The following is an 18,815-nucleotide window of genomic DNA, read 5'->3' as shown; positions in this document are numbered from 1 at the left end:
TGACGGTCATGACACAGACCACCGCGTTCAAGACCGAATGGGACAAGCTGTTCATCGGCGGCAAGTGGGTCGAGCCGGCCACCTCCGACGTGATCGAGGTGCACTCCCCCGCCACCGGCGAACTGGTCGGCAAGGTGCCGCTGGCGTCTGTCGCCGACGTCGACGCCGCGTGCGCGGCGGCCCGCGAGGCCTTCGACAACGGCCCGTGGCCGCAGATGACACCACAGCAGCGCGGCGAGGTGCTGCAGCGCGCGGTGAAGCTGATGGAGGAGCGCGCCGACGAGCTGAAGTTCCTGCTGGCCGCCGAGACCGGCCAGCCGCCGACCATCGTCGACATGATGCAGTACGGCGCCGCGATGTCGTCCTTCCAGTACTACGCCGGCGCTGCCGACAAGTTCACCTGGCAGGACATCCGTGACGGGGTGTACGGGCAGACGCTGGTGGTGCGCGAGCCGGTCGGCGTCGTCGGCGCGGTGACCGCGTGGAACGTGCCGTTCTTCCTGGCGGCCAACAAGCTCGGTCCGGCGCTGCTGGCCGGTTGCACGGTGGTGCTCAAGCCCGCCTCGGAGACGCCGTTGTCGGTGTTCGCCATGGCCGAGACGTTCGTCGAAGCCGGCCTGCCCGAAGGGGTGCTGTCGATCGTGCCGGGCGGTCCGGAGACCGGTCAGGCGCTGACCGCGAACCCCAACCTGGACAAGTACACCTTCACCGGCTCCTCCGGTGTGGGCCGCGAGATCGCCAAGATCGCCGCCGACAACCTCAAACCGTGCACCCTGGAGCTCGGCGGCAAATCCGCGGCGATCATCCTGGAGGACGCCGACCTGGATTCCACCCTGCCGATGCTGGTGTTCTCCGGCTTGATGAACTCCGGTCAGGCGTGTGTAGGCCAGACCCGGATCCTGGCGCCGCGCTCGCGCTACGACGAGGTCGTCGAGAAATTGTCGGCGGCTGTGGCAGGCATGCTGCCCGGGCTGCCGGACGATCCGGGCGCCATGATCGGGCCGCTGATCAGCGAGAAGCAGCGCGACCGGGTCGAGGGCTACATCAAGAAGGGCATCGACGAAGGTGCGCGCGTGGTCACCGGCGGTGGCCGTCCGGAGGGCCTGGACAACGGCTGGTACGTGCAGCCCACGGTGTTCGCCGATGTGAACAACTCGATGACCATCGCCCAGGAGGAGATCTTCGGTCCGGTGCTGGCGGTGATTCCCTACGAGGACGAGGACGACGCCGTGCGCATCGCCAACGACTCGGTCTACGGCCTGGCCGGGTCGGTGTACACCACCGACAACGACCGGGCGCTGAAGATCGCGCGGCGGATCCGCACCGGGACCTACGCGGTGAACATGTACGCGTTCGACCCGTGCGCGCCGTTCGGCGGCTTCAAGAATTCCGGCATCGGCCGGGAGAACGGCTGGGAGGGCATCGAGGCCTACTGCGAGCCCAAGAGCATCCTGCTGCCGTTCGGCTACACCCCGCCGGCGAGCTAGGCGCCCCTGTCGCCGCGAGTGCACGCTTTCTGACGACAAATCCGCCTCGATCCGTCAGAAAGCGTGCACTCGGCGGCGTATCAGGCTTGGGTCGGGAACGAATGGTGCTCATGGGCGATCAGCCATCGCCCATCCACCTTGCGCAGGCCCAGGGTGATCCGCAGCCGCACGCCGGGTTTGGCCGCGAAATCCTCCGGCCGGCCGCAGCGCAGCAGCCCGTGCGCGTACCCGGCTGACTGTCCCGCGACCACGTCGAGCTCGACCACCTCGAACGTCGCCCCCGCGGAGATGAACTCGAAGAACGGCGGCCAGCTGTCGCGGTAGGCGGCCAGGCCGCGGATCCCGTCGTAGGGCGGGGGCACGTCGAACATCACGATGTCGTCGGTGTGCGCGGCCAGCACGCCGTCGAGGTCGCAGGCACGGATCGCATCGACCCACCGCGTGATGGTCTGCCGGATCTCACTCTCGTCGTTCATAGCGGTAGAGACTGTCCCGGCGGCCAGAACTCGTCGCACGAACGCAATCAGAACCCCGCTTCGGACAGTTCCATCGCGGTCAGGTCGACCGCCTCGAGAATGGCCCGCTGCGCCGAGAGCATCGGCAGCATGTTCTTGGCGAAGAACCGCGCCGTGGCCACCTTGCCGGTGTAGAACGCCCGGTCGCGCTCCCCGACCTCGCTGTCCAGCGCGGTCAGCGCGACCTCGGCCTGGTGCAACAGCAACCAACCCAACAGCGCGTCGCCCACCGCCAGCAGCAGCGGCACCGATTGCAGTCCCAGCCGATACAGCTCGCTCGGTTTCTGCTGAGACTCCACCAGGAACGACGTCATGGTCGCGACCATCGCCTGCACATCGTCGACCGCGGTCGCGAGCAGTGTGCGCTCACCGGCCAGCTGCGGATGCGCCGAGGCGTCGTCGAGGAATGTCATGATCTGGGTGACCACGTGCAGCAGCGCTCCGCCGCGGTCGCGCGCGATCTTGCGGAAGAAGAAGTCCTGCGCCTGAATGGCGGTGGTGCCCTCGTAGAGCGAGTCGATCTTGGCATCGCGGATGTACTGCTCGATCGGGTAGTCCTGCAGGAAGCCCGAACCGCCGAAGGTCTGCAGCGACTCGGTGAGGCACTGGTAGGCGCGTTCGGAGCCCACGCCCTTGACGATCGGCAGCAGCAGGTCGTTGACGCGCACCGCCATCGACGCGTCGGCACCGGACACGATCGCGGCCACCTCCACGTCCTGGTGTGCCGCGGTGTAGAGATACAGCGCCCGCAGCCCTTCGGCGTAGGCCTTCTGAGTCAGCAGTGCCCGTCGCACATCTGGATGGTGGATGATCGTCACCCGCGGAGCGCTCTTGTCGGTCATCTGTGTCATGTCCGCGCCCTGCACCCGGGTCTTGGCATACTCCAGCGCGTTCAGGTACCCGGTGGACAACGTCGCAATCGCTTTGGTGCCCACCATCATCCGTGCGTATTCGATGACCCGGAACATCTGGGCGATGCCGTCGTGGGTGTCGTTGACCAGCCAGCCGACCGCGGGCACCCCGTGCTGACCGAAGGTCAGCTCACAGGTTGACGAGACCTTCAGTCCCATCTTGTGTTCCAGTCCGGTGACGAAGACGCCGTTGCGCTCGCCCAGGTCGCCGGTCTGCGGGTCGAAGTGGAACTTGGGGACCAGGAACAGGCTCAGGCCCTTGGTGCCCGGGCCGGCGCCCTCCGGGCGGGCCAGCACCACGTGCATGATGTTCTCGTACAGGTCATCGGCGTCGCCGTTGGTGATGAAGCGTTTGACGCCGTCGAGGTGCCAGGTGCCGTCGGGCTGCGGGATGGCCTTGGTGCGGCCCGCGCCGACGTCAGAGCCGGCGTCGGGTTCGGTGAGCACCATGGTGGCCCCCCAATTGCGCTCGACCATCAACGCGGCCCAGTGCCGCTGCTGCTCGTTGCCGATGCCGAACAGGATGTCGGCCATCTTCGGTCCGGCCGCGTAGATGAACGCCGCAGGCTGCGCCCCGAGCACGAACTCGTTGATCGCCCACTCCAGCACCGCCGGGGCAGCAACGCCGCCGATCTCTTCGGCCATCCCGACGCGAAACCACTCGCCGCGGTACCAGGCGCGGTAGGACTTCTTGAACGGTTCGGGGATGGTCACCGTGTGGGTGGCCGGGTCGAACGTCGGTGGGTGCCGGTCGGACTCGGCGAACGCCTCGGCCACCGGCCCTTCGGCCAGCTTGGCGGCTTCGTCGAGCATCTGGCGCACCGCATCGGGGTCGAGGTCACCGAACTCGCCGGTGGCCAGGACCTTCTCCAGCGCCAGCGTCTCGAACAGGTTGAACTCGAGGTCACGGATGTTGCTCTGGTAGTGGCCCATGGCAGGGTGCCTCCGATCGTCACCGTGCTGCCAGGTTACGACGGCATGGCGCGACACCACCGGGCGATGACGAAGTCACCGTTGACCGCCGATTCGGCCAGCCGCCACTCCGAACGCATCGGCAAGAGCCGCGCTCCCGCCCCCAGGGAGCACGGCGCGTACGCGACCACCATCTCGTCGACCAGACCGGCCGCGATGAACTGGGCGGCGATGTTGCCGCCGCCGACCACCCACACGTTCTTCTCGCCGGCCGCAGCGACAAGTTGGGGGAACAGCTCTTCGGCGCTGCCGGCGAAGGTGTGCACCGGGTGTCCGTCGACCACGAGGTCGCTGCGGTGCGTCATCACCCAGGACGGCTGGCAGTACATCCACTCACCGGGATGGTTCGCGGCGATCCACTCGTAGGTGGCCGCTCCCATCACCAGCGCACCCGCCGCGGCGACGAACGGTTCGATCGCGAACGGCCCGTCGGATTCGACGGTGCGCGACGTCAGCCACTCCAGGCTGTCGTCGTTGTCGACGATGAACCCATCCAAGCTCGAGGCGGTGTAGTACACGCAGGCCATGTCAGCTCCTTCGCATCCAGTCCAACGGGTCGCCGCGGCGGGTGTCCACACCGTGGCCGGCCAGCATCGCGCGGGCCAGCTCACGCCGATGCGCGGAGTAGGTCAGCACGTGCGCGACGATGCCGTACAGCGGAAAGGACTCCGGCGGGTCACACAGCGCATCGATGACGGTGTCGCCGAGCCGGCCGGCCGCGGTGTGATCGGAAACCGCGGTCCGCCAGCGTTTCCCGATCTCGTCGTGATGGGCGGCCAGTTCCGAGGCAGCGACCAGCTCGGGCTGCGTGGCGGTGCGCGCCGGAAAGTCCTGCCCGGCGATCGTTGCCAGCCACACCTCTTTCGTCCACACGATCGCACCCAGCACCGCGCCGACGCTCGGTTCGGCACCGTCCCAGTCGAGCACCGTCTGGCCGGGGCGGACCTCGGCGACCCACTGCTGGGCCGTCAGGCTCGTGGCGCGCTCGAGGAGGTAGGCGGTGTCGTCGATGTCGTGGGCGACCATCAGGTCGGTGACGTCGGGCACCGGGACCCTGTGCTGATCGTCAAGCCAGAGCGATTGCGGCGGATGAAAGTGCAAACCGTTCGGCGCGGGCAGACGAAAGTGCACCTGCCCGGCCTGCGAGGGTGGACATCCGTACGTGCGGCGGAACGCGCGGGAGAACACCTCGGCCGAGGACCAGCCCTCATCGGCGGCGACCGCGGACACCGCCTCACCGCGCTGCAGCCGCCACGCGGCACGCTCGAGTGTGATGCGCCGTCGTAGCGCCGCCGGCGACTCGCCGGTCAGTCTGCGGACCTCGCGGGAGAAATGGAATTCCGATGCGTAACTGCTCCGCGCCATCTCAGCGACGTCGGTGTTGGCTGCATCGGTGACCGCGTCGAGCAGTTCGCGGAGCCGGTCGCGGCGGGACGGGTCACTCACGGAAATTGAGTATCGTCGCGCACCGCCGGGCACGACATGACTTTTCTTGCTGTCGTCTTGCCGTCGCTGTCGAAGCCCCGTGCAGCTATGGCGGAATCCCCCGACCGGGTCCCGCCATAGCCATTCCAAAACCTAGGTGACGCGGCGGCACTGCGCGGCGGTTTCGCCGAAGCAACCCGCTCGCGGCACAGCCGACGGCCAGGCCCGGCTGATCACGATCAACGTTGCGATCGGGTGCCCGAACTTGACGCCGACCCGCCGGTGCTGGATTCTTCGGGTCACGTGATGCTGCTCTCAGCGGTTCATGCTGCCCGTGAGCAGCGGGTAAGTTTGGAAAACTAGAACACGTTCCACTTTGTATGGATGAGGGGGTCGCCGTGACCGACGACATCGAGCCGTCCGAGATCACCAAGTGGGACCCCGAGCTCACCGAACGGGTGATGGGAGTGTTGCGCCCGCTACTCAAGGGCTACCACCGTGCCGAGGTGCGCGGCCTGGAACACTTCCCGGCCGGCGGCGCCCTGGTGGTGGCAAACCACTCCGGCGGCTTGTTCGCGATGGACGTACCGGTGTTCGCCAGTGGCTTCTACGAGAAGTTCGGCTACGACCGGCCGGTTTACACCCTCAGCCACGACATGCTGATGGTGGGTCCGACCGGCACGTTCTTCAAGAAGACCGGGTTCATCCCGGCCAACCACGAGAACGCCGACGAGGCACTGCGCTCCGGCGGGGTGGTCGTGGTCTTTCCCGGTGGCGACTACGACGTCTATCGCCCGACATTGAGCGCGAACAAGATCGACTTCGGCGGCCGCACCGGATATGTGCGCGCGGCGATCAACAACGGTGTGCCGATCGTCCCGACCGTCGGCATCGGAGGACAGGAAAGCCAGCTGTTCCTGAGCCGGGGCACCGGGATCGCCAAGGCACTCGGCCCGGTGGCGCGGATGTTCCGCACCAAGATCCTGCCCGTCTCCTTCGGCTTCCCGTTCGGGTTGTCGGTGGTGCTGCCGGTCAACGTGCCGCTGCCGACCAAGATCACCATGCAGGCCCTGCCACCCATTGACGTCATCGCCGAGTTCGGTGAAAACCCTGACATCGACGAGGTCGACGCCCACGTCCGGCGGGTGATGCAGCGTGCCCTCGACGACCTGGCCGGCGAGCGCCGACTGCCCGTACTGGGTTAGCGGATGGATGTCCTGCGTCGGCTGAACCACAGCGTCGGCCTGGTCGCGACGATGGCGCGGGCCGGGGTGATCGCACCGATGCGGCCCGACAAGTATCTGCGCATCGCCTCGGCCATGCAGCGCGAGAACATGGCGGTCACTTCGGGTTTCGCGGCAGCCGCGCAGCGCTGCGGCGACAGCGCCGGCCTGATCGACGAACTCGGGATCCTCACCTGGCGCCAGATCGACCGGCGTGCCGACGCGCTGGCCGCCGCGCTGCAGGCGCTGCCGGATGGTGCGCCGGAAGTGATCGCGCTGATGGCGCGCAACCACCGTGGCTTCGTCGACACGTTGATCGCCGCGAACCGGATCGGCAGCGAGGTGCTGCTGCTCAACACCTCGTTCGCGGGCCCGGCACTGGGTGAGGTGATCCGCGGCGAAGGCGAGGGCAAAAACCTCGTCGTCGTCCACGACGAGGAGTTCACCGACACCGTCGACGAGGCCCTGGCCGATGAGCCCGCCACCACGCGCATCCTGGCCTGGACCGACACCCCGACCACCACACCGACCGTCGAGCGACTGATCACCGAGTATGACGGGGTGCAGCCACAGCGGGCGTTGGCCAAGAGCCGGGTGATCCTGCTGACCTCCGGCACCACCGGCACTCCGAAAGGCGCCGGCCATTCCGGTGGAGACCCGACGGTGCTCAAGGCGATCCTGGATCGCACCCCGTGGCGCGCGGAGCAACCCGTGGTGGTCGTCGCTCCGATGTTTCACGCCTGGGGGTTCTCCCAGCTGGTCTTCGCGGCGTCGATGGCGTGCACGGTCATCACCCGCCGCAGATTCGATCCGGAGGCCACTCTGGAGCTCGTCGACAAATACCGAGCCACCGGACTGTGTCTGGTGCCGGTGATGTTCGACCGGATCATGGAGCTGCCCGACGAGGTGCTCGACGGGTACAGCGGGCGGTCACTGCGATTCGCGGCAGCGTCGGGTTCGCGGATGCGTCCCGACGTCGTGGTCTCGTTCATGGACCGCTTCGGCGACGTGATCTACAACAACTACAACGCCACCGAGGCCGGCATGATCGCCACCGCGACGCCGCGGGACCTGCGGGCCGCCCCCGACACTGCGGGCCGTCCCGCCGAGGGCACCGAGATCCGCATCCTGGACGCGGGCCTGCGCGAGGTGCCCGCCGGCGAGGTGGGCAGCATCTACGTGCGCAACAACACCGGATTCGACGGCTACACCTCGGGTGCGACCAAGAAGTTCCACGACGGGTTCATGTGTTCGGGCGACGTCGGGTTTGTCGACGACTCGGGGCGGTTATTCGTGGTGGGCCGCGACGACGAGATGATTGTCTCCGGCGGCGAGAACATCTATCCGATCGAGGTGGAGAAGTTGCTGGCCGCGCATCCCGACGTCGTCGAGGCAACTGTCCTCGGTGTCGAGGACGACAGATTCGGCCAGCGTCTGGAGGCCTTCGTCGTGCTGGTCGTCGACGCCTCGGCGACCCCGGACGTGCTGAAGGATTACGTCCGCGACAACTTGGCCAGTTACAAAGTGCCGCGGGCGATCACGGTGCTCGACGAACTGCCCCGTGGCGTCACCGGCAAGATCTCACGGAAGGACCTGCACGATCGCGTTCAGACTACGTAAGCCCCGGCCGCTGCTGCGCGCCGGAGTCGAACTGCTCAACGCCGCCAACGGGGTACGCCCGCTGGCCCGCGAGGGCTACCTGACCATTCCGGTGTTCGCGTTCGGCTGGCCGACCTCGGAGATGTCGCCGCTGTACATGGCCGGATCGATGCTCGACGCCGGGAGACGCGGGCTGCGCGGCGATTTCAACGGTAAACGAGGGCGACTTGCGCTCCTGCTGCATGCCGTCGGCTGGGCGCTGCTGTATCTGATCCACCGGCGCAACGTGGCGTCGCAACCACACTTCGAGGACCCGCTGCGTGACGCACTCGGTGAGAACTACCAGGCGATCTCCGAAGCCGCGAAGTCCGGCCGGCGCCGCCTGATCGGTGTATGGCCCAACGAACTGATCCGCCGGCGCTACGTCGAGAAGGCCGGCACCGTTCGCTATGGGCCGCATCCGTCGGTCAACCACGCCGACATCTGGCGTCGGTCCGATCTGCCCCGCGATGGCAAAGCGCCTGTGCTTCTGCAGATCCCGGGCGGCGCATGGGCGATCGGGATGCGTCGCCCCCAGGCCTATCCATTGCTGAGCCACCTGGCCGAGCACGGCTGGGTGTGCGTGTCGATCGACTACCGGGTCAGCCCGCGTCACACCTGGCCCGACCACATCGTCGACGTCAAACGCGCGTTGGCGTGGATCAAGGACAACATCGCCGACTACGGTGGCGATCCTGACTTCGTCGCCGTCTCGGGCGGGTCCGCGGGCGGCCATCTCACGTCATTGGTGGCGCTGACCGCCGATGACCCGCAGTACCAGCCAGGATTCGAGGACATCGACACCTCCGTGGTGGCCGCGGTGCCGATCTACGGCCGCTACGACTGGGTGTCGGCGCGAGGCAGCGGGCGCAAAGAGTTCATCGCGTTCCTGCAGCGTCTGGTGGTCAAGAAGCCGATCTCCGGTCACCGGCAGATCTACACCGATGCCTCACCGCTGCACCGGGTGCGTCCGGACGCCCCGCCGTTCTTCATCCTGCACGGTCAGGACGACTCGATCATTCCGGTCCCGGAAGGACGCGAGTTCGCTGAAGCGCTGCAGAAGATCTCGACCGCGCCCGTGGTGTACGCCGAGATACCGCACGCCCAACACGCGTTCGACTTCTACTACGGATCTCCGCGCGCGCACTACACCGCCCAGGCCGTCGAGGAGTTTCTGTCCTGGGTGCAGGCCAAGCGCCAGGCGGTGCTCGGCCAACCCGACTCAGCGGTTCGGTAGTCGTCGCAGGATCGAAGCGACCCGCTCACCCCAGTTCTCATCGACCTGTGCGGCACGCGCCAACTCGGCCACGTAGCTGCCGACGATCATGTCGATCACGGTGTCTCCGTCAGTGCCATCGCAGCCCAGCGCCTCGATGGCCTGGGCGCGGTGTGCGCCGAGGATGGTCCGGAACGCGTCGCTGAATTCGGGATCCTCGTTGGTCAGCAGCGCGGCGAATCCGCCGACACCGATGCCGTGAGTGATCACCTCGACTGATTGCTCGACTGCCCAGCGCATGCGCTGCTCGGTGTCGGCGCCCGCCGGCAGAGACGCCCGCAGTGTCAATGACTTCAGCGCCGAGGCCAGGAGCGCGCGTCGATTGGGGTGGCGGCGGTAGAGCGTGGTCTTGGCTATTCCGGTCGCTTCGGTGACAGCCTGCATGGTGACCGCCCGGGGTCCTCGCGCGCGCAGCAGGTCGAGGGCCGCGGCATGAATCCGCTCGCCGATCCCGTCGCGTGCTTCCGGCGGGGCCATCGGTGTCCTCCTGGGCAGGTGACGGAACAAATCCGGCGACCGTGACGCTACACTATGCGTATCGCTACGCTACGCGTAGCGTTGTTCTGAGGAGGTTGGAGATGCGGATGTTCGTGCAGAGGGCCCCGTGGCCGGTGTTTGCCTACCTGTTGACACTGATCGGTTTCGTCTTCCTGGGCCTGTTCGTCGCGGCCCTGGCCTACGGGGTCGGGTTCGCCCCCGCGCTCGGTGCGGCCATGGCTGCGTCGTGGCTGATGGCCGTCGGATCCGTGTGGCTGCGCCGGCGCCAGATCGCTACGGCTGCCCCCGGCAGCCACGTCGTATTGAGCCTGGACCCGATTCGCGGCGACACCGACCGGCGGGCGTTCGAGCGTTATCTGCGGCGCTACCGCGACCAGGGTGCGCCCGCGGATGATGCAGCCGCCAACGCCGCTCGGCAGGCGCGGGTGGATGAGCAGCTGGCCGCCTGAGCAGCCGAGCCGACTATGGGGCCACGTCGGCTGAGCCGACTATGGGGCCACGTCGGCTGAGCCGACTATGGGGCCATAGCGGATTCGACGACCGTCAGATCAGCGGAAAGCCCTGCTGCAGTGCGTATTTCACGGAACGCATCGACCATCGCGTCGGTGAGCTCGTGCGGGTCGTCCAATGTCTTGCCGTCGGAGAGCACCGAGATGTTGAGCTGATCGACGTAACTCCACACCGTGATGTTCAGGCCGCTGCCCGCGGTGAGCGGGCCGACCGAATAGATCTCGGTGACTAGAGCACCGCCGACCCGGGCCCGCTCCCGCGGCCCGGGCACGTTGGAGATCGGCAGGTTCATCACCTTGTTCTGGCCGTCGCGGCTGGACAGCCAACGGAACAACGCCTCGGCCGGGGCCTGCGGCAGGTAGGCAGACCAACGGCTGACCAGTTCAGGGCCGATCAGATTGTTGCTTTCCTTGCCCACTTCGGCTGCCGCGTGCGCGGCGCGGACCCGTTCGAGCGGGTCTTCGACGTCGACGGGCAGGCTGACCAACACCCCGGTGAAGTAGTTGCCGGAGATGCGGTCGGGTGAGAAGTCGAAGCTGACCGGCACCGAGGCCAGCAGCGGATGATCGGCGCGACCGTCATGGCGTAGCAACAGGTTGCGCAGCGCACCGGCTGACATCGACAGCACCATATCGTTGATCGTCACGCCCAGATGTTTGCCGGTCTGTTTGACATCGGCCAAAGCCAATGTGGCAGTGGCGAATTTGCGTGTCGAGTCGAGCATGTGGTTCATGAACGACGGTGGCGGCGTGAACGGACGGGTCAGCTCGGGTGAGAATTTGTGCGGGCTCTGCCGTACCCGCCGCACGCCCTGGGCGGTGTAGCGCATCGTCGACGGGATCTTCGCGATCTGGCGGAGGTGGTCGGTGAACGCCGTGCGTACCAGTTCGCCCCGGGACGGCGGGGGTTCGGTGAAATAGGAATCCCGGTCACCTTCGGGACCGGCTTGCAGGTCCATGCCGCGGGCCAGCAGGTTCGCTGACGCGACGCCGTCGGCGAGGGCATGGTGGATTTTTCCGAGCACCGCGATGCGGTCGTTGGCCAGGCCCTCGATCAGATACATCTCCCACAGCGGACGGCTGCGGTCCAGCGGGGTGCTGGCGATCCGGCCGACCGCCTCGTCGAGCTGGCGTCGCCCACCCGGGGAGTCGACGCGGTACGGACGGACGTGGTACTCGAGGTCGACTTCGGCGTTCTCCCGCCACATCGGGTGGTGAAACTTGAACGGGATGTCGACCAGCTCCCAGCGGAACGGATCGAGCTTGTAGAGCCTGCTGTGGATGACCTTGCGAAGCTCCTCGACACCGAAGGTGGCGCCACCCAGACCGGAGAGCTCGACGACGGCCAGCTTCAGCGTGTGCATGTGCACGTTCGGTGTTTCGCTGTAGAGCAGCACAGCGTCCCAACCGCGAAGCCTCTTCACCCGAACACCTTCCGTACCGCAGGCGTCTATATAACCTCTTTGTTCCCGACGAGGCTGTAGTTTCGGTGAATGTGATTGAGGAACAACCCGATTGCAGTGGACGTCGCGCCGGTGCGGGCACCGTCGGTCATGTCGAAGCCGTGGCCGGCCCCGGGTAGTTCGACGTAGCCGACCGTCGCGCGGGACACGTCGCGCATCCGTTCGACGAAGCTGCGCGCCTGAGCAACCGGGATCACGCTGTCCCCGGTTCCGTGCACCACCAGGAACGGCGGCGCATCCGGATGCACCCGGGCGATCGGCGACGCCTTGCGGAACACTTCGGGATGCCGGTCGATCTTCCGCCGCACCACGACACGTTCCAGGAAGTCGACGAAGCGGACCCGCTCCACCGTCGACCGGTCCTCCCAGTCATAACGTCCGTAGATACCCACCACCGCGTCGACCGAGGTGTCCGAACCCTCGGGGAGTTCTTCTTGGAACTCGGGGTCGTTGGCCGTCAGGCCGGCCAGCGCCGCGAGATGCCCACCGGCCGAACATCCGGACACGGTGACGAAGTTGCGGTCTCCACCGAAGCGGTCGACGTTGGCGCGCGCCCAGGCGATGGCGGTCTTGACGTCGGTCATATGGGCGGGCCAGCGGTTGTGCGGCGCGACTCGGTAGTCGATCGACAGGCACACCCAGCCCTGCTGAGCCAGGTAGGACATCAGCGCATACCCCTGCAGCATGCGACTACCGTGCACCCAGGCGCCGCCCGGAACGAAGATCATCACCGGAGCGGGATGGGCGGGCAGATCGTCACGTCGCCACACGTCGAGCAGTTGGGTGGGGCGTGGTCCATAGCGCACCGAGGTCTTGTGCACATGACGGCGGTGGTCCCGCATCCGCCACAGCGGAGGCATACGGTCGGCCACGGGCCACTCGATGTCGAGGTCCTTAGGGTTGACGATGCCCCGTAGGGCTGCCGCGGTGACGGAGTTCGTGCAGTCCCTCTCCGCCTGCTTGAGCTTGGCGTCGCCGGGCGTTGTCAGTGCCTTCGTGATCGAGCCGACGAAGTCCGGCGCGTGACGCGACCCCCACACCGCGGCCGCGGCCAAGCCGCCGAAAGGCTCGAGATGTTTGCCGATGACCGGTAGCGAGGCCGATGCCAGGGCCGCTGCCAGGATGTAATCCGACGGTCCGGCCTCTCGCAGCCATTGCAGGCGGGTGGTCAGGGTGGGGCCGGGGTACCGGATGTCCGGTCGTTCCGTCATTGCGCGAGCGTACCCCCGCGACCAGAACCCAAACGGACAATCCGGCCGAAGTTGTCTACTCATTCCGCGGATGTAGCCGATTTGTGATCCCCGTCACATTGCACGCGGCGGTGCGGCCCCTCGGTAGGTTCAGTCGCAACATCCCCCAAAGCCGAAAAGGTACTTCTTCGTGAGTAAGTCAGCGCTCGCCATCACCGACGATCACCAGGCCCTGGCCGACGCCGCGGCCGGCCAGCTCGACCGGCTCGACGCACTGGGCCGGGCCCGGGCCACATTGGCCGACGGGTCAGCGCACCCCGCCCAGATGTGGGCTGCGGCCGCGGATCTCGGGTGGCTGGGGCTGGCGATCGCCGAGGAGCATGGCGGCTCCGGCTTCGGGCTGGCCGAACTGGCCGTGGTGCTGGAATGCCAGGGCCGCCGGTTGTGCCCGGGCCCGTTCCTGTCCACCGTCATCGCCGCGGTGGTCATCGACCGATGCGGCGGCCACGAGTTGCGCGCCACGCTGCTGCCCCGGTTGACCAGCGGCGACATCGTCGCCGGCTTCGGAGCCTCCGGGGCCGTGACCGCCGGGGACGACCTGCGGGTCAGCGGTTCGGCCGCGGCGGTCCTGGGCGCACCCGACGCCGAGGTGCTGGTCCTGATCGCTGGAGACGACGTGGTGGTGGTAGACCGCGGCGCCGACGGTGTGTCGGTGACCGCGCTGGACGCGCTGGACACCACCCGTGGCCTCGGCGCGGTCGACCTGACCGGCGTCGGCGTGGCGGCCGAGCGGGTGCTTCGTGGAGCCGCCCCGCGGGCCCGGGCGGTGTTCCGGATCCTGGCCGCGGCCGAGGCGGTGGGCGTCAGCTGGGCCGCGTTGGAGATGTCGGTCGAATACGCCAAGGTCCGCGAGCAGTTCGGCCGCACCATCGGCACATTCCAGGCGGTCAAGCACCACGCGGCCAACATGCTGGTGCATGCCGAGACCGCCACCGCCGCCACCTGGGACGCGGCCCGCTCCGATGACCTCGACGGCGCGCATTTCGCCGCCGCGGTGGCCGCGACGCTGGCATCTCGCGCGCAGATCTTCAACGCGCAGAACAATATTCAGTTGCACGGCGGCATCGGGTTCACCTGGGAGCACGATGCGCATCTGTACCTGCGGCGCGCCCGTACCCTCTCGGCGCTGCTGGCCGCCGGTGCCGACCCGACGCTCGATATCGTCGACCTGCAGCGGCACGGCCACGCGCGCGGGGCGTCGTTCTCGCTGCCTGCGGAGGCCGACGAGTACCGCAGTCAGGCCCGCGAGGCGGCGCAACGCATCGCTGCACTGCCGGCCGAACAGCGGCGCGACGCGCTGGTCGACTCGGGATACTTCGTCCCGCACTGGCCCAAGCCGTGGGGCCGCGGGGCCGATGTGCTCGAACAACTGGTGATCGAGGAAGAGTTCGCCGAGATCGAGCGGGCCGACATGGGCATCACCGGGTGGGTGGCGCTGACCATCGCGCAGGCCGGCACCGCCGAACAGCGCGAGCGGTGGGTCGAACCGGTGCTGCGCGGCCAGGTCATGTGGTGCCAGTTGTTCTCCGAGCCGGGCGCAGGTTCGGACGCCGCTGCGGTGCGCACGTCGGCCAAGAAGGTCGACGGGGGGTGGCGCATCACCGGGCAGAAGGTGTGGACCAGCCTCGCCCACCTGTGTCAGTGGGGTCTGGCCACGGTGCGCACCGATCCCGACGCCCCCAAGCACGCCGGGGTCACGATGATGGCCATCGACATGACGGCCGACGGCGTGACGGTCAATCCGCTGCGCGGCATCACCGGCGACTCGCACTTCAACGAAGTGTTCTTCGACGACGTGTTCGTGCCCGACGCCGACGTCGTCGGCGACGTGAACAAGGGCTGGCTGGTGGCGCGCGCGACCTTGGGCAACGAGCGGGTGTCGATCGGTGGCGGGTCCGGCGCACCCACCGCGGTAACGCCCGACGATCTGGTCGCCCTGCTCGACGCCGCCCCGGGCCCGGACACCGAGCTGCGCCGGGCCGGGGAGGTCTTGGCCGAGCTGCACACCTTGCGGCTGTTGAACCTTCGCCGGGCCACCCGGGCCATTGCCGGGGCCGAACCCGGGCCGGAGGGCAACGTGACCAAGCTGTTGGTCGCCGAGGCGGGCCAGCGGCTCACCGAGCTGGCGTTCGACCTGACCGGCACCGCCGCGGTGACCGGCCGCAACGAGTACCTCATGCGCGCCTACCTGGGGAACCGGGCGATGACGATCGCCGGTGGCACCTCCGAGATCACCCGCAACACCATCGCCGAACGCATCCTCGGCCTGCCGCGCGACCCTCTGCTGAAGTGATCCGCGCGGCCACCGGCGGTGCGCATACTGGGCGGGTGCCCAAAGTGGAGTTCCATCCCGAATTGCGCCGCAGCGCGCGCGTGCTGCCCAAGCAGATGATCAACCCGACGACCCTGCCGTTGGTGCGGGCCGCCAGCAGACTGATGTGGCGCAACGCCCGTCACGACCCCGAGGCGTTGACGTTGTCGTCCGGGGTGGAAGTGCGCCTGCACCGACCGTCCCGTGCGACCGCAACCGGTCCGGCACTGCTGTGGATCCACGGTGGGGGTTACGTGATCGGTGATGCCGCGCAGGACGACGTGCTGTGCCGCCGCTTCGCCGACGAACTCGCCGCCACCGTCGTCGCGGTCAACTACCGGCTGGCGCCCGAACACCCCTATCCGACCCCGCTGGAAGACTGCTACACCGCGTTGCAGTGGATGCAGGCGTTGCCGTCCGTCGATCCGGCGCGAGTGGCGATCGGAGGTGCCAGCGCCGGGGGCGGGCTGGCCGCCGCATTGGCCCTGCTGACCCGTGACCGCGGTGAAATCGACCTTGCCGCACAGATTCTGGTGTACCCGATGCTCGATGACCGCACCGTCGACCGCGCCGACCTCGACAACCCAGGCCACCGGCTGTGGAATCAGTCCAGCAACCGGTTCGGCTGGTCGGCCTATCTCAAGGACGCCGACCGCGATATCGCGGTACCGGCCCGGCGCACCGACCTGGCCGGGTTGCGGCCTGCCTGGATCGGCGTCGGGACGTTGGACTTGTTCCACGACGAGGACCTGGCCTACGCGCAACGACTGCGTGACGCCGGGGTGCCGTGTGAGGTCAAGATCGTCCACGGCGCGTTCCACGGCTTTGACGGCATCGCCCCAAAAGCCTCGGTCTCGCGGGAATTTTTCGCCGGCCAGTGCGCGCTGCTGCGCACCGCGTTCGCACCCGCCGCGGCCTGAACGGGATCAGTCGCGCCGGTAGACCACCTCACCGGCGATGACGGTGGCCGCGACCATGCCGGCGTCCAGTTCGGCAAGTGTCTGCTGCGGCGTGCTGGACAGGATGCACAGGTCGGCCGGCGCGCCGACGGTCACCGTCCGCGCCGCGGCGGGGCGGGTGGGTTCGCCGAGGAACATCGTCAGCGCGTCGATCGGCGAAACCCGTTCGGCAGCACCGATAATCGCTCCGGAAGGGGTACGGCGCTGCACGGCCGCGCGCATCGCGGCCCACGGGTCGGGCCGACCGAACGGCGCGTCGGTCGACAACGCGACGCCAACTCCTGCCCGCCGCAGGGACGCGACCCGCCACAACTCGTGCAGTTCGGCGGCGGGCACATCGGTCAGGTACTGGTCGCCGCGTTCGGCGACGAAGTTGGGCTGGGTCACCACGGTGACCGTGCGCGCCGCCAGGAGCGCCAGACTGTCATCGGGAACCACCGCGGCGTGCTCGATCCGGTCGAGGGGATTGCCGCCCGCAGCACGCAACGCTTCCAGCGCCACGACGAGTTGGGCGGCGGTCACGCAGTGCAGCGCGACCGGCGCGGCGTCGGTGTGGCGGTCGGCGATCCACTCGGTCAACTCGTCGAGATCCAGCGCATCGTCGTGCAGGATGCGTTTGCCCGGCGCCAGCACCCGCAGTCGCTGACGCAGCTCGCCGCGGCGCTGCGCCTCCTGCAGGGCGGCAATGCCCTGGTCATCGAGATCCGGTGTGGCATCGGTGATTCCGGTGATCCCGTAGGAACACAGCAGCGTGCTGAAGGCGCTCAGATCCGGCTCTGCGCGGCGCAGCGCCTCCGACCAGCGGGCATCCGCGCTGGCCAACGCGCCGTCGGGGTGGCCGGTCAGACCCAGCCTGGCCAGCCCGGCCGAGTTCAGAAACCACAGCACACCGCTGCGATGCTGGACGCGCACCGGCGTCTGTGGGCAGAGCTCGTCGAGCACGACACGGTTCAGTGGTCCCGCCACCGCTTCGTGGTAGCCGACGGCGCGCACCCACCCGTCGCGGTCGGGCGTCGCGGCGCTCAGCCGCCGGCCCAGCGTCAGACGATCGTCGACGTCCTCGGGTCCGACCCGCACCGACACCCGCGCCGTCGCCGCCGCACGCACATGCAGGTGGTGGTCGTGCAGACCGGGCAACACGGTGCCGCCCGCCACATCAAGGACGAATTCCTTTGGTGCGGGCGTGATCTCGGTGGAGATCTCGACGATGTGCGCGGCCAGCCGGATGTCGGCGCGGGCACCGTCGAGCAGGGTGGCTCCTTTGATCAGCATGCCTCGGCCAACCGTCGGGCCACGATGCGGTCAACGACATCGTTGTCGGCGCCCAGCTGTGCGGCGGTCTGCGAAATCGTCGGCGCAGCAGTACTGACCGAATCGCCGTCGCGGGGCGCATCCGCGTAGCCGGCCGCGATGGCGGCCATCGCCACGTCGATGAGCTCACCGCCGCCTCGCTGCCACCCCATCAGCACCGCGTGCGCCGCGTGCAGCCCGGTCAACGGGTCGGCGATGGCGTCGCCGCAGAACTCCGGCGCATCGTCTGGGCCGCAGGTGAGTCCGCCGGCGACGGCGGCGTCGTCGCCGAAGGCCACCCAGTCCGCCTGCGGTCCGCGGGCGCCGTGCCCGGTGATGCGCACCCAGATCCGCCCGGGGCGGCCCGGTACCTGGTGCGGGCCGAGTCCGCGGTGCGCCAGCGCCCGGGGACGGGATGACTCGATGACGACGTCGGCCACCGACAACAGTGCGTGCAGCACGGCTGGATGGGTGAGATCCACGCGGTAGGAGAGCTTGTGACCGTTCATCCAGTCGAAGAACGCCGGGGATCCGGCGCGGGTGCCGTCGGGGCGGTTGCTGGTCTCGACCTTGACGACAGTGGCTCCGGCGCGGGCCAGCAGAGCACCGCACAACGGGCCGGCCCACATCGACGACAGATCGACCACGAGCGCCTCGGTGAGCAGACGACGCGCGCGCTGACCGGTCTGCTGCACGACCGGGTCCTCGGCTGCGGCTTCCCCGTGCACACCGACCGGCAGACCCAACAGCCGGGCCCGGTGTGCGAACGCGGCGACGCCGATGTCGCCCACCCGCTGAGCCACCGCGCACCACGGGTCGGTGACCCGGTGTGCCTCCACCAGAGCGGGTACCGCCTCGACGTCGTCGGGCCGAGACAGCGTCACAGCACACCACCCGCCCGGTCCTTCGAGCAGCCGTGTCGCTCCTCCGGCCGAGATCCGGCCCCTGCGGTGCAGGCCCAACAATGCCGCCCGGCCGGTCAGCAACTCGGCGGCGTCGATGTCGATCCCGGCCATCGCGGCGACGTCCCCCGCGACGCCGCGGGCACGCTCAAGCACGGCGGCAGGGACGGCCACGGGAGTCACAGA

Annotated in this window: 17 protein-coding genes; 7 read left to right on the top strand and 10 right to left on the bottom strand. The window is 68.3% G+C overall.

Translation table 11 applies throughout. From position 1 onward, the window contains the following. The first annotated feature begins 8 nt into the window (after positions 1–8). Positions 9–1,487: an aldehyde dehydrogenase gene (locus KXD98_RS01085; RefSeq protein WP_260761472.1), complete on the top strand. Its 1,479-nt coding sequence runs from the start codon at positions 9–11 to the stop codon at positions 1,485–1,487. 80 nt (positions 1,488–1,567) lie between these two features. Here the strand turns inward: KXD98_RS01085 and KXD98_RS01080 are convergent, their stop codons facing one another. The 5 genes from KXD98_RS01080 to KXD98_RS01060 all read right to left on the bottom strand — a co-directional run bounded on the left by KXD98_RS01080 (position 1,568) and on the right by KXD98_RS01060 (position 5,613). Further along, a complete protein-coding gene (locus tag KXD98_RS01080; RefSeq protein WP_260761471.1) occupies positions 1,568–1,963 on the bottom strand; it encodes an SgcJ/EcaC family oxidoreductase in 396 nt (131 codons plus the stop codon). Positions 1,964–2,010: 47 nt separating this feature from the next. After that, a complete protein-coding gene (locus tag KXD98_RS01075) occupies positions 2,011–3,846 on the bottom strand; it encodes an acyl-CoA dehydrogenase (RefSeq protein ID WP_260761470.1) in 1,836 nt (611 codons plus the stop codon). 35 nt (positions 3,847–3,881) lie between these two features. After that, positions 3,882–4,412: a dihydrofolate reductase family protein gene (locus KXD98_RS01070; protein WP_260761469.1), complete on the bottom strand. Its 531-nt coding sequence runs from the start codon at positions 4,410–4,412 to the stop codon at positions 3,882–3,884. 1 nt (position 4,413) lies between these two features. Further along, the gene (locus tag KXD98_RS01065; RefSeq protein WP_260761468.1) at positions 4,414–5,331 is read right to left on the bottom strand and encodes a helix-turn-helix domain-containing protein; all 918 of its coding nucleotides are present in this window, start codon (positions 5,329–5,331) and stop codon (positions 4,414–4,416) included. A gap of 132 nt (positions 5,332–5,463) precedes the next feature. Beyond that, entirely contained in the window at positions 5,464–5,613 is a 150-nt protein-coding gene (locus KXD98_RS01060) for a hypothetical protein (RefSeq protein ID WP_260761467.1), read from the bottom strand. A 158-nt stretch (positions 5,614–5,771) separates the two neighbouring features. Between KXD98_RS01060 and KXD98_RS01055 the strand changes: the two genes are divergently transcribed. Genes KXD98_RS01055 through KXD98_RS01045 form a run of 3 tightly spaced genes read left to right on the top strand, consistent with a single transcriptional unit; the run spans position 5,772 to position 9,408 of the window. After that, complete coding sequence (locus KXD98_RS01055) at positions 5,772–6,515, top strand: 1-acyl-sn-glycerol-3-phosphate acyltransferase (protein ID WP_396883325.1); 744 nt, start codon at positions 5,772–5,774, stop codon at positions 6,513–6,515. 3 nt (positions 6,516–6,518) lie between these two features. Next, a complete protein-coding gene (gene fadD12, locus KXD98_RS01050) occupies positions 6,519–8,153 on the top strand; it encodes an acyl-CoA ligase FadD12 (RefSeq protein ID WP_260761465.1) in 1,635 nt (544 codons plus the stop codon). After that, positions 8,134–9,408 carry an alpha/beta hydrolase gene (locus tag KXD98_RS01045; protein ID WP_260765475.1) on the top strand — a complete coding sequence of 425 codons (1,275 nt, stop codon included), beginning with the start codon at positions 8,134–8,136 and terminating at the stop codon, positions 9,406–9,408. Before fadD12 ends, KXD98_RS01045 begins: the two co-directional genes overlap by 20 nt. Here the strand turns inward: KXD98_RS01045 and KXD98_RS01040 are convergent. Next, positions 9,394–9,924, bottom strand: coding sequence for a TetR/AcrR family transcriptional regulator (locus KXD98_RS01040; RefSeq protein WP_260761464.1), 531 nt, complete (start codon positions 9,922–9,924; stop codon positions 9,394–9,396). The genes KXD98_RS01045 and KXD98_RS01040 overlap by 15 nt on opposite strands. Before the next feature lie 107 nt (positions 9,925–10,031). On the opposite strand from KXD98_RS01040, the gene KXD98_RS01035 reads away from it, so the two are divergent. Beyond that, the gene (locus KXD98_RS01035) at positions 10,032–10,394 is read left to right on the top strand and encodes a hypothetical protein (RefSeq protein ID WP_260761463.1); all 363 of its coding nucleotides are present in this window, start codon (positions 10,032–10,034) and stop codon (positions 10,392–10,394) included. A gap of 65 nt (positions 10,395–10,459) precedes the next feature. On the opposite strand, the gene KXD98_RS01030 is transcribed toward KXD98_RS01035, so the two are convergent. Then, entirely contained in the window at positions 10,460–11,878 is a 1,419-nt protein-coding gene (locus KXD98_RS01030) for a wax ester/triacylglycerol synthase family O-acyltransferase (RefSeq protein ID WP_260761462.1), read from the bottom strand. A 26-nt stretch (positions 11,879–11,904) separates the two neighbouring features. Then, entirely contained in the window at positions 11,905–13,128 is a 1,224-nt protein-coding gene (locus KXD98_RS01025) for an alpha/beta hydrolase (protein ID WP_260761461.1), read from the bottom strand. Between the two features lie 169 nt (positions 13,129–13,297). Between KXD98_RS01025 and KXD98_RS01020 the strand changes: the two genes are divergently transcribed. Next, entirely contained in the window at positions 13,298–15,460 is a 2,163-nt protein-coding gene (locus KXD98_RS01020; RefSeq protein ID WP_260761460.1) for an acyl-CoA dehydrogenase, read from the top strand. Positions 15,461–15,495: 35 nt separating this feature from the next. Next, the gene (locus KXD98_RS01015; protein WP_260761459.1) at positions 15,496–16,398 is read left to right on the top strand and encodes an alpha/beta hydrolase; all 903 of its coding nucleotides are present in this window, start codon (positions 15,496–15,498) and stop codon (positions 16,396–16,398) included. Between the two features lie 6 nt (positions 16,399–16,404). Here the strand turns inward: KXD98_RS01015 and KXD98_RS01010 are convergent, their stop codons facing one another. Next, on the bottom strand, positions 16,405–17,709 hold the full coding sequence (locus tag KXD98_RS01010) for an amidohydrolase family protein (RefSeq protein ID WP_260761458.1): 1,305 nt from the start codon (positions 17,707–17,709) through the stop codon (positions 16,405–16,407). Further along, positions 17,703–18,812 carry a CoA transferase gene (locus KXD98_RS01005; RefSeq protein ID WP_260761457.1) on the bottom strand — a complete coding sequence of 370 codons (1,110 nt, stop codon included), beginning with the start codon at positions 18,810–18,812 and terminating at the stop codon, positions 17,703–17,705. Before KXD98_RS01005 ends, KXD98_RS01010 begins: the two co-directional genes overlap by 7 nt. Between the last annotated feature and the right edge of the window lie 3 nt (positions 18,813–18,815).

Source organism: Mycobacterium sp. SMC-4 (assembly GCF_025263265.1).
Classification (GTDB): Bacteria; Actinomycetota; Actinomycetes; order Mycobacteriales; family Mycobacteriaceae; genus Mycobacterium.
This window is presented reverse-complemented; position numbering and strand designations above follow the sequence as displayed.

Excerpts from the sequence above, each read along its gene's own strand:
- KXD98_RS01025 (WP_260761461.1), bottom strand. The coding sequence starts at position 13,128 with ATGACGGAACGACCGGACATCCGGTACCCCGGCCCCACCCTGACCACC.
- KXD98_RS01010 (WP_260761458.1), bottom strand. The coding sequence starts at position 17,709 with ATGCTGATCAAAGGAGCCACCCTGCTCGACGGTGCCCGCGCCGACATC.
- KXD98_RS01080 (WP_260761471.1), bottom strand. The coding sequence starts at position 1,963 with ATGAACGACGAGAGTGAGATCCGGCAGACCATCACGCGGTGGGTCGAT.
- KXD98_RS01035 (WP_260761463.1), top strand. The coding sequence starts at position 10,032 with ATGTTCGTGCAGAGGGCCCCGTGGCCGGTGTTTGCCTACCTGTTGACA.
- KXD98_RS01085 (WP_260761472.1), top strand. The coding sequence starts at position 9 with ATGACACAGACCACCGCGTTCAAGACCGAATGGGACAAGCTGTTCATC.
- KXD98_RS01040 (WP_260761464.1), bottom strand. The coding sequence starts at position 9,924 with ATGGCCCCGCCGGAAGCACGCGACGGGATCGGCGAGCGGATTCATGCC.
- KXD98_RS01070 (WP_260761469.1), bottom strand. The coding sequence starts at position 4,412 with ATGGCCTGCGTGTACTACACCGCCTCGAGCTTGGATGGGTTCATCGTC.
- fadD12 (WP_260761465.1), top strand. The coding sequence starts at position 6,519 with ATGGATGTCCTGCGTCGGCTGAACCACAGCGTCGGCCTGGTCGCGACG.
- KXD98_RS01055 (WP_396883325.1), top strand. The coding sequence starts at position 5,772 with ATGGGAGTGTTGCGCCCGCTACTCAAGGGCTACCACCGTGCCGAGGTG.
- KXD98_RS01075 (WP_260761470.1), bottom strand. The coding sequence starts at position 3,846 with ATGGGCCACTACCAGAGCAACATCCGTGACCTCGAGTTCAACCTGTTC.